The following is an 11,371-nucleotide window of genomic DNA, read 5'->3' on the forward strand; positions in this document are numbered from 1 at the left end:
GTCACTAATTCAAGCGCACCGCCCGAAGAGAACCTTGATGGCAGTCGGGCTCGCCATACTCATGGGCGGCACCGCCTTTTCCGGCGCCCTCGCGCCGGCCTGGGCCCAGGAAATGACCGATGTCGGAACGCCACGCGCAGAGACGCTGATCGTCGACATGCTCAACGCCCGCGTCGGCAATCCGACCAACATGAACATGTATCAGCAGGGCGTGACCACCAACCACGGCTATCACCAGATGGCCGGCGCGCTGCTCTATGACATCGACACGGCCAAGGGCTCGCAGATTCCGGACCTCGCAGCCGAAATGCCCATCCCCAACGCGGATTTCACCGTCTTTACCGTGCCGCTGCGGCAGGGGCTGACCTGGAGCGATGGCGAAGCCTTCACTGCCGACGACGTGATCTTTACTGACCAGATGCTGCGCAATACCCCGGCGCTTGGCTATAGCGCTGCCTATGCGGCGCAGATCGCCTCGATAACCAAGGTGGATGACCATACCGTCGAGATCACTACGACCAAGCCGACACCACGCCTCTCGATCGTCCTTGGCTCCGTCATCTACGGCAATCCTTTCCACGTCGTGCCTCAGCACGTCTGGGAGGGGCAGGACCCGGCAACATTCCCCAATTTTCCGCCGGTGAGCATCAGCGCCTACAAATACAAGGACCACGATCCGAACGGCACCTGGTTCCTTTGGGAGAAGCGCGAAGACTGGCAGAATTCCGATGTCGGTCAGATCGTGGGCGAGCCCAAGCCGCAATATGTGCTGTTCCGCAGCTATGGCACGGAGGAGCGCCGCGTCCTCGCCATGGCGTCCAACGAGATCGACATTCTCACCGATATCTCGCCCGAAAGCCTCGATATCCTGCGCAGCCAGAACGACAAGGTGCGCGGCTGGTTCACCGACTTCCCCTATGCCAATCTCGACGATCCCTGCGAGCGCGGCATGCATTTCAACACATCGAAAGCGCCCTATGACGACGCCCGCACACGCTGGGCTCTGGCCCTCGCCATCAATGCCGAACAAGCCAGCATCGCGACCTTCTCGGGCATGATGCGCGCTTCTCCCCTCGCCATGCCGCCGACCACTGTGCTGATGGACACCTACCACCAGCCCATGGCCCAATGGCTCAGCGAATTCGCGCTCGAGGACGGCTACAAGCCCTTTGACCCCGACTATGCCGTGCGCCTCGGCGAGCGGCTGCGCTCGGAAGGGGTTGAGAATATTCCCGAAGACCCTGAAGCTTTGCGCGAACTCCTCGGCGTTGGCTGGTGGAAGCATGATCCGGCACAGGCAACCAAGCTGCTGCTCGACGTGGGCTTCACCAATGATGGCGGAGTCTGGAAGAAGCCCGACGGTACCCCGTTCACCATCAACATCCTGGCGCCGGCCGATTTCGAGGTACAATCCCAGCGCCTCGCCTTCGCTGTTGCCAATGAATGGACGCAGTTCGGCATCCCCGCCCAGGTGCAGCAGATGCAGGCCGGTGCCTTCTTCACCGCTGAAAATACCGGCGACTATGAAGTGGGCTCCTATTGGGGCATGTCTTGCGGAATCGTACCGGATCCGTTTGTACGCATGGAGGGCTGGCACAAGGACTATGTCCGTGAGAATGGCACGCCCGCTTCGTCCAATCAGGGCCGCTATGTCGATGACGAACTCAGTGCCCTGATCGACAAGTTGCGCACCATCCCGGCCGACGACCCGCAGATCGTGCCGCTCGGTACCGACATCCTCAAGGAGCTCGTCGAGGGCCTGCCAGCCATCGAAATGTTCGGTACGTCCAAGTTCGTCCCCGTCAACGAGACCTATTGGACGAACTACCCCTCCGCCGACAACTACTACGAAGGCCCGTGGTGGTGGTAGAGCAACTTCAAGTTCATCGCCGCCAAGCTCGAACCCGCTGCCGCGCAGTAGGGCGAATAGGAGCGGCCGGGTCCCCCCGGCCGCTCCTCCGACAGACAGTTCAGCGCAGCTTGTCCACCAGGAAGTCCACAAAAACGCGAACGCGGGCTGGAATGTTGGCTCCGCCGACAAAAACGGCGTGGATGTGCTCGACATCGCCGGGGTTGTAGTCCTCAAGAAGTGGGACTAACCGGCCGTTTTCGATCTCGTTGATGACGCTGAAGCGGCCAACGCGAGCGATCCCAACCCCTTGAGCGGCGAGTTCACCAAGTGTCTCGCCGCTATTCGCCTCGATCGTACCCTTCACCGACAGTGCGAAATCCTCTCCGTCGCGCCGGAACGGCCAGATCGGCTCGGCCCGGCGGAAATTGAAGTTGAGGCAGTTGTGATGGTGGAGATCCTCCGGCGCGCGCGGGGTGCCAGCGTGCGCCAGATAGTCCGGCGAGGCAACGATCACGCGGCCCGTCTCGCCTAGCTTGCGCGCCATGAGCCCGCTGTCGGCGAGCGGGCCGAAGCGGATCGCCACATCCGCCTCGCCACCGGCCACGTCGGTCAGCGTATCCGACAAAGCGATGTCGACAAGGATATGCGGATAGAGCCGCACGAATTCACCGAGCAGTGGAACTATGCATAGCCGGCCGTGCGATTGCGCCGCGTTGACCCGAAGCCGCCCGCGGGGCGCCCCCTGGTCGGCGATCTGCTGCTCGGCATCGTTCAGGTCGGCGAGGATTCGTCGCGCAGCCTGGAGATAGGCGCGACCCTCCGCTGTCAGGGTGAGCGTGCGGGTCGAGCGCAGCAGCAGCCGCACGCCAAGCCGTGTTTCGATCCGGTCGACCGTGCGGCTGACTGCGGAGGGGGTGAGGTCGAACTGGCGGCCTGCCGCCGAGAAGCTGCCGAGATCGACCACCGCGGTGAATATCTCCAGCGCGCGTGCGCGATCTGTCCCATCCATCGCTTTTGCTTGCATTGCAAAAATCCTTAGCTCCACTGCGCACTATTCCAGCGCGGCCCTTGCGTCCATCTATGCGTCTATATCGTAACCGAAAGGGTGAGCCATGGAATATAGGCAATTGGGGGCGTCAGGACTGCGAGTGCCCGCGCTCAGCTTTGGCACCGGCACCTTCGGCGGCAAGGGGCCGCTGTTCAGCGCCTGGGGACAGAGCGACGCTGCGGAGGCTCGACGGCTGATCGACATTTGCATGGACGCAGGCGTCGCATTGTTCGACACCGCCGATGTCTACTCGAACGGTGCGTCTGAGGAGGTGCTGGGTGAGGCCATCAAGGGCCGGCGCGATGCGGTGTTGATTTCGACCAAGACCGGTCTGCCGATGGGCGATGGTCCGCAGGACTGGGGCGCGTCTCGCGCGCGGCTGATCCGTGTGGTCGAGGATGCGTTGCGGCGGCTGGGCACCGACTATATCGACTTGCTGCAGCTGCACGCCTTCGATGCTTTCACCCCGGTCGAGGAGTTGATGGGCACGCTCGATATGCTGATCGCGGCAGGCAAGCTGCGCTATGCCGGCGTTTCCAACTATCCCGGCTGGCAGCTCATGAAAGCACAGGCGGTCGCAGATCGGCAGGGCTTGCAGCGCCTTGTTGCGCACCAGGTCTATTACTCGCTGATCGGTCGTGCCTATGAAGCGGAGCTAATGCCGCTCGCCGTCGATCAGGGCGTGGGCGCGCTGGTCTGGAGTCCCCTCGGCTGGGGTCGGCTGACCGGCCGCATCGGACGCGGCCGCCCGATCCCCGCAGGCAGCCGCCTTCAGGAGACCGAACAGTTCGCCCCACCTGTCGAAGAAGAACACCTCTACCGGGTGATCGATGCGCTGGAAGATATCGCGCGCGAGACGGGCAAGACCGTCCCGCAGATCGCGATCAATTGGCTACTTCAACGCCCAACTGTCTCGTCGGTCATTGTCGGGGCGCGCAACGAGGAACAGCTGCGCCAGAATCTCGGCGCCGTGGGCTGGAAGCTCACGCCCGAGCAGATGACAGCGCTCGACAACGCAAGCGACCTGCTGCCGCCCTATCCGCACACCCCGTATCGGCAGCAGGAGGGCTTCGCCCGCCTGAACCCGGCGATAGTCTGACAAGGAACTCCTGCCATGAAACTCAACCTTGGGCTGATCGCCCTATCGGTCGGCGCCTTCGGCATCGGCGTGACGGAATTCGCGCCGATGGGTTTGTTGCCGGTCATTGCAACCGATCTCGGCGTCTCCATCCCTGTCGCGGGGCTGCTCATCAGCGCCTACGCACTAGGCGTGATGATCGGCGCGCCGTTGATGACGCTCACGACCGGCCGTGTGCCACGCCGCACGCTGCTGATCGCGCTGGCCGGCATCTTCACCCTTGGCAATCTGCTGGCAGCGGTTTCAACCGGCTACGGCATGTTTCTGGTCGCGAGGATCGTCACCTCCCTCAACCATGGCGCGTTTTTTGGCGTCGGATCGATCGTAGCGGCCAGCCTGGTGCCGCCCGAGCGCAGGGCCGGCGCGGTCGCGGCGATGTTCATGGGGCTGACCATCGCCAATGTCGTCGGCGTGCCGCTCGCGACCTGGGGAGGCGAGCATCTCGGCTGGCGAATGGCCTTCTGGGGGATTGCCGGGCTCGGCATTGTCACCATGGTCGCACTTCGGCTGACACTGCCGGCGCTGCCCGCTCCGAAGAGCGGCAACGCGCTTGCCGAATTGCGCGCGCTGAGACGCGGACCGGTGCTGGGAGCACTTGCTCTTACCGTCGTCGGTTCGAGTGCGATGTTCACCGTCTTCACCTATATCGCGCCGATCCTGCGCGAGGCGACGCACGCTTCGCTCGGCTTCGTGACGGCGATGCTTGTAACCTATGGCGTGGGCATGACGGTGGGCAACTGGCTGGGTGGCCGCTTCGCCGACCGGTCGGTCGACCGCACGCTGATCGTGACGCTGGGCGGGCTGACCGCGATCCTCATCGCCTTCGCATTGTTGATGCCCTTTATTGCGCCGACGCCGATCATCATCTTTCTGTGGGGTGTGGCGAGCTTCGCGCTGGTGCCGCCGCTTCAGGTCCGAGTCATGTCGGCTGCGGTGGACGCGCCCAACCTAGCCTCGTCGGTCAATATTGGCGCGTTCAACCTGGGCAACGCCATCGGCGCGGCGCTTGGTGGAGCTGTCATCGCGTCCGGGCTTGGCTATCACGCTGTGGCACTGGCGGGCGCAGCGACCTCGGCCATCGGGCTGGTCGCTGTTCTGATCGCGGTTCGCGGGGCACCCGTGCCGGACGATCGGCAGCTTTGCAGCACTTGAGACTTGGTCACGAACGACCGGAGGGGCGCATTCCGTAAGGAATGCGTCCGATCCATATCGCGGACTTTGCTGCACGGGAAATGACGCACTGGCAGCAGACGCGCGCGACGCCGTCATACGCCCAAGCGTAACTCATGTTCGAGTAGGCCCATAATGAGGTCGTCGTGCCACCTACCATCGAGAAATGCCGTCTCGCGTTCACGCCCCTCGACTTGGAACCCGCACTTCTTGTACGAGCGAATTGCTCTCTCATTGATCGCCAACACTCGAAGCGACACCCTGTGAAGCTTGAGTTCTGAGAAGGCATAAGTCAGCACTGCACGTGTCGCCTCAGTGCCAATACCCTTGCCGATATTTTTGGATTTCAGCAGGCCGATCGCAAAGGATGCCCGCCGGTCAACAAAGTCGACGCGATCCAAACGTGCCGATCCGAGTAGGCCGTCTCTCTCGATTACCCATGCATAAGGATGATCGATAAGCGATTTCGTCCAGTACTCAGCGCGCTCCATTGTGAATGGCTGGGCGGTTGCCGGATCGACCCCATAAAGCCGTAGATTGTTGTCCGGCTCAGGTCCGATGGCGAAACGGGCAGCTACGTCTGCAGGCCGGGCGGGGCGCAGCGTTATGGTTTGAGAATAGAGCCATGGGGGCAATTGAGCCTCTAAGGTCTGTGAGTCTAGTCTGCTTCAACGCCATCCTCGCCGAAATGCGGACCGTCAGCAAACCACCTCGAGCTAACGTCCGGGGCACGATGCTTCGTTCCAACGCCATCGTTACTTTCACGGCGAGATGCCGCGAAGGGCGGTCAGCTCGTCATCACCCGTCAGCGGCTCTCCGGCACCGACCGACTCCAGATAGGAGTCCAGTACTTCAAAACCTGACGCCGGCCGGTAGTTGCCGTCTTCGTTCGCGGTCGCGAGCGCAAGCTGAACAGCCCAGGACGAACCGGCGCGGCAGGCGACGACGAGATAACTTGCGCTGCCTTGGGTTTCGAATTCACGGCAGACCTGCTGGTCGCCATTGGTGAAGGTCGCGATTGGATTGATGACGGTACCGCTGGCCAAGGTAGTGGTGCCGCCAGAGGGCAGGGTGTTGAGCACAACGGCAACCTCCTGGCCGCTCAGCTCGGCCATGGATGACGGCGTGGGAGATGCCTGCCATAGGCCGATGAACGGAATAACCACGACAAAAGCAACGACTGCGGCAGCAAAGGCGCCCGCGGGATAGATCCAGCTGCTCCAGGAGAATTTCCAGAACGGCTTGCGCTCCGCCGCCTTGATCGTCTCCCGCACGGCCGCTTCCAACTCCGGCGAGACAGGCGCGAGGATTTCGTCAAACCCACGTCGAGCGAGCGCCGAACCGGTGACAAGGGCTTCGAGTCGCGCTGCCAGGGTCTCATCGCTTTCGATGGCCTCTGCGACCTGCGAAAACTGTGGTTCATCGAGAACGCCATCTGCGAAGGCCATCAGGGTTTCGTCGGAAAAATCGCGCTGCATGCTTTGGTCCTTCACAGCAATTGCCCCGCTTCTATGCCGACATCCTCGGCGAGTTTTCGACGGGCCCGCGCGAGCCGACTCATGACGGTACCGATAGGCAGGTCGAGCACCTCGGCCGCGTCGCGGTAGCTCAGCTCTTCCACGCAGACCAGCAGCAGCAATTCGCGCTGGTCCTGCGGCAGGCGGCCGATGGCCTCCATGGTCTTTTTCAGCACCAGGCGGTTTTCCGGAATGGAGGCGCCATCGAACGCTCCAATATCGCTGTGCTCGACGATGTCGATCTCCTCGCCCCGCGTCTTCTGGCGGCGAAGCCGGTCGATCCAGCTATTGCGCAGGATGCGAAACATCCAGGCATCAAAGGAGAGGTCAAGCGTTTGACGCTGGCTGGCCAGGGCCTTTTCGCAGGCGGTCTGCACGAGATCGTCTGCAATGTCGCCCACCTTGCAAAGGGCGAGCGCATAGCGCCGAAGGCGCGGCAGCATGGGGACGAGGCTGGAAGCTATGGTGCTCATATGCTGCAAGACGGATGGGTGATGGGGTTTATTCCCGCGCCTGTCGCTTTTTTGTGTGCTGCATAGAATATTCTGATGTCTCAGACGTCTAGCCTTGCAAGACCCGATTGTTGAAGGAAGCGCATATTGTCCAGCCCCACCACTTCGCTCCGCGCCTTGCTCGTCGCGCTCGGTCTCGTTGCAGTCCCCGGGCTCCTCGCCGCGCCCCTTCTCGTTGCCTCGGCCTATGCGCAGGATGACGACGACGATCATGACGATGACGATTGGGACTCGGGTTCGAGCGACGATGACGATGATGACGACCAGCCATGGATGGGCGGCCGGATCGTCCGGCGTCCTGCGCCGGTCGCTGTGCCATTGCCAGAACAGGCCGACGATCAGGTGGTTGTCGCAAGCCTTGATGCCGCGGGCAGGGACGTCCTGCTCGCCGCGGGGTTTTTGATCATCTCGGAAAGCAGTGGCCGGCTGCTGCTGGAATTGCCCGATGACCTCGATGTCGAAGCAGCCCTGGCCGCGGTGCGCGAAGCCTCGCCCGAAGCGCTCGTCGCGCCCAACTCCTACTATCGGAGCCAGGCGGTACCCGTCGGATGCGAGGGCGCCATGTGCGAACATTGGGAGGCCGTCGATTGGCCGCCGCTTTCCGTCGGCGCTACCTGCGTTTTCTCGCCTCATATCGGCGTCATCGATACCGGCGTCAATCTAGACCACCCCATGCTGAGCGAAGCGCGCCTGACGCTCGAGACGATCGGCAGTGTGGATGCGGAGCCATCGGAGTTGAAGCACGGCACCGCCGTCGTCGCCATGTTCGTTGGCAGTGGTCGGGTGCCCGGCCTGGCGCCGGCCGCCGAGGTGTTCGTTGTCGATCCCTTCGGCCGCGTTGGTCAGGACGAGCGAAGCGATGTATTCGCCCTGGCAGACGCCCTCGATCGTCTGGCTACAGCCGATGTGGATGTTGCCAGTCTCAGCCTCGCCGGGCCCGACAATGCCATCCTCGCTGACGCCATTTCTCGAATTCAGACCGCCGGCATCCCGGTCGTCGCCGCCGTCGGCAATGCGGGGCCGCGGGCCGAGGCGATGTATCCCGCCGCATATCCCGATGTCGTCGCGGTCACGGCCGTCGACCGCCGGCAAAACATCTATCGCCGGGCAGTGCAGGGCGAACACGTGAGTTTTGCCGCGCCCGGCGTCGACATCTCCACGGCGGCTTCGATCTCGGGCATCCGCCCACAGACAGGCACGTCCTTCGCCGTCCCTTTCGTCACCACGGCGCTGGCGGCAGCCCTGGCCAAGGGTGTCGAGCCGCCGGCCGCCATGGATGCACTCGTCGCGGCCAGCCTCGATCTCGGTGAGCCCGGCCGGGATGCCGTCTTCGGCTGGGGGCTGGTGCGCATCCCTTCGCCCTGCTGATTTCAGCGCGCAGCGCGCGCAAAGCGCCGGTACCAGCCGGTGCTCGCGATCGTATTGCGGGACACTTTGTGCCGCTCGGCAGCCTCGCTGCGGGATTCGCTGCCGATCTCGGCTTCGAGCATGGTGCTGTCACGCCTGAACGGGATCACCTGGATCAGCGGCGTACCCTTCTCGATTTCGTGCAGGCCATCGGCGCCACGCGCGAAGAACGGAAAATGGATCGGGGCTACATAGGTGTCGGTGTCGACGATCCCGGCCACCGGCTCGAAGACCGAATTGGGCCGGTTGAGCAGCGGCACGAACAGGCAGCTCCAGCCCTTGGGCGTGCGAATGGACCAGTAGTTGTGGAACTTGCAGGGCGGCATGTCGCCTTGCGGATGGCCGGCAACCTGATGGCTCCCGTGGTTGCTAACCATGGTCCTGTCAAAATCCCAGCCGGCCGTGACCGTCTTGCCGCCATCTCGAATTTCGAGGCGCACGGTGGCGGCCAGCGGAATGATGTAGCCGGTCATCATCGCATCAAGGAAAGGCATGCACCGCTTGACCGTGAGGCCGGTATCATTGGGCGCTAGCTTGCTCTGGTCGACGGCGGGGAGTTTGCGAAACCAGTCGGGCAGGTGGCCTTTTGACGGGATGGGCGGAGCGATGACGCCCTCGTCTTCCGGTGTGCAGAGAAAGCGGATCTTGGCTTTTGGGCTGGCGAACATGGCGAGTTCCTTCGTTCTATGCTCGCAAGACGCAGGGGCTCGCCGTTTATTCCCTTCTGCGGCAACGAAAATTTTTGGGAATAGGTGGCGCTGTCCTGCGTCTTTCCCTGTGGAGCGACATGGCTCCGAGCAGAAAAAGGACATGTCCAATGGGCAAGACCATCACCATCACCACCCTGGCCGTTGCCGGCCTCATGGCCGCAAATGCGCCGGCCCAGGCCTATGGCGTCGATGACCCCGTGCCGGTATTTACCCCGGCCCAGAACCTGCAGGTCGCCGACTCCAGGCGCACAGGACTGCTGTACGATGTCAACAACGGCACCTGGAAAAACCACTTGGGGTCGAGCTCCAATTCGAGCAGCAACTCGTCCTCCAACTCCAACTCGAATAGCTCGTCGAATTCGAGCTCCAACAGCTCGTCCAACTCCAGCAGCAACAGTTCCTCGAATTCGTCGAGCAACTCGTCTTCCAATTCGAGCAGCAATTCCTCGTCGAACTCGAGTTCAAACTCCTCGTCCAACTCGTCCGACGACGATGATTGATAGCGGAACCTAAATCATGAAGACCATTTTCAAGTCGATCGGCATCGGTTTCGCCATGTTGCTCGTGACCCCAAGCGTCAGCTTTGGACTGGGGATCGAAGCAGTGCAGGCCATCGTGCCGGAACCTGAAGCCCGCAACATCCTCGTTGCGGACGATAATGACCGCCCGTTCTGGTGGCGTCATGGCAGTCCTGCCTGGCAGGGTGACGACGACGACTGGGACGACGACGATGATGATCGTTGGGACGATGACGACGACGACGACGACTGATCGTCAGGTGCATTCGCGCGGTGGCGCGGATGCACAGTCATTTCGGACATTCCCCATTCTTGCGCCCATCTGGCGCAGCAGGTTGCCGGATCACACCTTCTGCGGCGGTGCAGAACTGCGGCGCGCCACCAGTCGGGGATGGACAAGGAAGTGCTCGGCCTTCTGTCGCCCCTCGATCCTTTCGACCAAAAGCCTCGTAGCCTGCAGTCCAAGTTGCTCGCCCGACTGGTCGATGCTCGTCAGCGAATTCTGGTCGAAGGCGCAGTACATGGTGTTGTCATGGCCGATGACCCCAACTTCCCGCGGGACAGCGAGGCCGCTTATGCCGGCAACGCTGAGGGCCTCTAGCGCCACATAGTCGGTCCAGCAGAATATTGCGTCTTTTCGACCTGGGCCGGATAAGAGGCGCTGAGCGGCGCCCTGGATTTCGCGCAGATTCTGTGGCGTGCGGACGATGTCGATGTTCTTGCCCAGGTCTGCCGCTTTCATGGCCTCGATGTAGCCTTCCTCTCGTCTCTGGATCACGGTGCCGTTCGTGGAGTCGAGGCTGAGCATGGCAATCTTGCGGTAGCCGTTTTCGACGAAGTGGCGCACAGCGAGGCGTCCGCTTTCAGCATCGTCATTGTTGACCGTATCGAAAGCCGAAACTTCGGGCAGATGGTGGCCAATGAGGACCAGCGGGATTCTCGCGGCCAACGCCGATAGGGCCTGAGATGTGCTGACGCTGCCGACGATGATCAGGCCATCGAGCTGCATGCTGGTCATGGATTGGACGAGAGCAGCCTCGGATGAATGCTGCACGATGCCCTGGACCATTTGGTAGGTCGTGCGTTCAAGCGCCGATGAGATGCCTGCCAGGATGTCGGCAAAGAATGGATTGCGCATGTCGGGGAAGATCACGCCGATGACGAAGGTCCTGCCGCCGCTGATCCCTCGCGCAGACATGCTGGGCGTGTAGCCGAGCTTGGCAATCGAGACGTTCACCTTATCGCGCAGTGCATCGCTGACGCCATAGGCGTTGCGCAGCACCTTGGAAACCGCGGAAAACGAGACGCCAGCGTCCTTTGCAACGTCATGGATGGTGACGTTTTTTTCTCGCGGGGCCTTGGCCATTGCCGGCTCTCTTTCATCAATTTCTGGCGCCGCACAATGTGCCGATAAAATTCCCTCTTGCAATCCAAACTTAGTTGTACAACGCTGCACGTACAACACTGCACACTGACGCGAACCAACGCGCCAGGGAGGA

The 11,371-nt window shown here is 62.2% G+C and carries 12 protein-coding genes; 5 read left to right on the forward strand and 7 right to left on the reverse strand.

Going from position 1 to position 11,371, the window contains the following annotated elements; genetic code table 11:
* Positions 1-37: 37 nt before the first annotated feature.
* Positions 38-1,870, forward strand: coding sequence for an ABC transporter substrate-binding protein (locus ACSQ2A_RS17935; protein ID WP_436073333.1), 1,833 nt, complete (start codon positions 38-40; stop codon positions 1,868-1,870).
* Between the two features lie 100 nt (positions 1,871-1,970).
* Here the strand turns inward: ACSQ2A_RS17935 and ACSQ2A_RS17940 are convergent, their stop codons facing one another.
* Positions 1,971-2,876, reverse strand: a complete 906-nt coding sequence (locus tag ACSQ2A_RS17940) for a LysR family transcriptional regulator (RefSeq protein ID WP_436073334.1) — start codon at positions 2,874-2,876, stop codon at positions 1,971-1,973.
* Between the two features lie 88 nt (positions 2,877-2,964).
* Here ACSQ2A_RS17940 and ACSQ2A_RS17945 point away from each other — a divergent pair, with 88 nt between their 5' ends.
* On the forward strand, positions 2,965-3,999 hold the full coding sequence (locus ACSQ2A_RS17945; protein WP_436073335.1) for an aldo/keto reductase: 1,035 nt from the start codon (positions 2,965-2,967) through the stop codon (positions 3,997-3,999).
* Positions 4,000-4,014: 15 nt separating this feature from the next.
* Entirely contained in the window at positions 4,015-5,190 is a 1,176-nt protein-coding gene (locus ACSQ2A_RS17950) for an MFS transporter (RefSeq protein WP_436073336.1), read from the forward strand.
* Between the two features lie 113 nt (positions 5,191-5,303).
* Here ACSQ2A_RS17950 and ACSQ2A_RS17955 read toward each other — a convergent pair whose 3' ends face one another.
* The 3 genes from ACSQ2A_RS17955 to ACSQ2A_RS17965 form a co-directional block, all read right to left on the reverse strand.
* The gene (locus ACSQ2A_RS17955) at positions 5,304-5,843 is read right to left on the reverse strand and encodes a GNAT family N-acetyltransferase (protein ID WP_436073337.1); all 540 of its coding nucleotides are present in this window, start codon (positions 5,841-5,843) and stop codon (positions 5,304-5,306) included.
* A 126-nt stretch (positions 5,844-5,969) separates the two neighbouring features.
* Entirely contained in the window at positions 5,970-6,686 is a 717-nt protein-coding gene (locus ACSQ2A_RS17960; RefSeq protein WP_436073338.1) for an anti-sigma factor family protein, read from the reverse strand.
* Between the two features lie 11 nt (positions 6,687-6,697).
* Positions 6,698-7,198, reverse strand: coding sequence for an RNA polymerase sigma factor (locus ACSQ2A_RS17965; protein ID WP_295411628.1), 501 nt, complete (start codon positions 7,196-7,198; stop codon positions 6,698-6,700).
* A gap of 126 nt (positions 7,199-7,324) precedes the next feature.
* On the opposite strand from ACSQ2A_RS17965, the gene ACSQ2A_RS17970 reads away from it, so the two are divergent.
* Complete coding sequence (locus tag ACSQ2A_RS17970; RefSeq protein ID WP_436073339.1) at positions 7,325-8,605, forward strand: S8 family serine peptidase; 1,281 nt, start codon at positions 7,325-7,327, stop codon at positions 8,603-8,605.
* A 2-nt stretch (positions 8,606-8,607) separates the two neighbouring features.
* Here ACSQ2A_RS17970 and ACSQ2A_RS17975 read toward each other — a convergent pair whose 3' ends face one another.
* Positions 8,608-9,312 carry a DUF6065 family protein gene (locus tag ACSQ2A_RS17975; protein WP_436073340.1) on the reverse strand — a complete coding sequence of 235 codons (705 nt, stop codon included), beginning with the start codon at positions 9,310-9,312 and terminating at the stop codon, positions 8,608-8,610.
* Positions 9,313-9,532: 220 nt separating this feature from the next.
* The gene (locus ACSQ2A_RS17980) at positions 9,533-9,832 is read right to left on the reverse strand and encodes a hypothetical protein (RefSeq protein ID WP_436073341.1); all 300 of its coding nucleotides are present in this window, start codon (positions 9,830-9,832) and stop codon (positions 9,533-9,535) included.
* A gap of 38 nt (positions 9,833-9,870) precedes the next feature.
* Here ACSQ2A_RS17980 and ACSQ2A_RS17985 point away from each other — a divergent pair, with 38 nt between their 5' ends.
* Positions 9,871-10,125: a hypothetical protein gene (locus ACSQ2A_RS17985; RefSeq protein WP_436073342.1), complete on the forward strand. Its 255-nt coding sequence runs from the start codon at positions 9,871-9,873 to the stop codon at positions 10,123-10,125.
* A 90-nt stretch (positions 10,126-10,215) separates the two neighbouring features.
* On the opposite strand, the gene ACSQ2A_RS17990 is transcribed toward ACSQ2A_RS17985, so the two are convergent.
* Positions 10,216-11,301, reverse strand: coding sequence for a LacI family DNA-binding transcriptional regulator (locus ACSQ2A_RS17990; RefSeq protein ID WP_436073343.1), 1,086 nt, complete (start codon positions 11,299-11,301; stop codon positions 10,216-10,218).
* Positions 11,302-11,371 lie beyond the last annotated feature (70 nt).

Source organism: Devosia sp. LjRoot3, assembly GCF_964252865.1.
GTDB lineage: Bacteria > Pseudomonadota > Alphaproteobacteria > Rhizobiales > Devosiaceae > Devosia.

What these genes read in the sequence shown, in the direction of transcription:
- ACSQ2A_RS17965 (WP_295411628.1), bottom strand. Translation starts at nt 7,198, where the DNA reads ATGAGCACCATAGCTTCCAGCCTCGTCCCCATGCTGCCGCGCCTTCGG.
- ACSQ2A_RS17950 (WP_436073336.1), top strand. Translation starts at nt 4,015, where the DNA reads ATGAAACTCAACCTTGGGCTGATCGCCCTATCGGTCGGCGCCTTCGGC.
- ACSQ2A_RS17960 (WP_436073338.1), bottom strand. Translation starts at nt 6,686, where the DNA reads ATGCAGCGCGATTTTTCCGACGAAACCCTGATGGCCTTCGCAGATGGC.
- ACSQ2A_RS17940 (WP_436073334.1), bottom strand. Translation starts at nt 2,876, where the DNA reads ATGCAAGCAAAAGCGATGGATGGGACAGATCGCGCACGCGCGCTGGAG.
- ACSQ2A_RS17935 (WP_436073333.1), top strand. Translation starts at nt 38, where the DNA reads ATGGCAGTCGGGCTCGCCATACTCATGGGCGGCACCGCCTTTTCCGGC.
- ACSQ2A_RS17985 (WP_436073342.1), top strand. Translation starts at nt 9,871, where the DNA reads ATGAAGACCATTTTCAAGTCGATCGGCATCGGTTTCGCCATGTTGCTC.
- ACSQ2A_RS17975 (WP_436073340.1), bottom strand. Translation starts at nt 9,312, where the DNA reads ATGTTCGCCAGCCCAAAAGCCAAGATCCGCTTTCTCTGCACACCGGAA.
- ACSQ2A_RS17945 (WP_436073335.1), top strand. Translation starts at nt 2,965, where the DNA reads ATGGAATATAGGCAATTGGGGGCGTCAGGACTGCGAGTGCCCGCGCTC.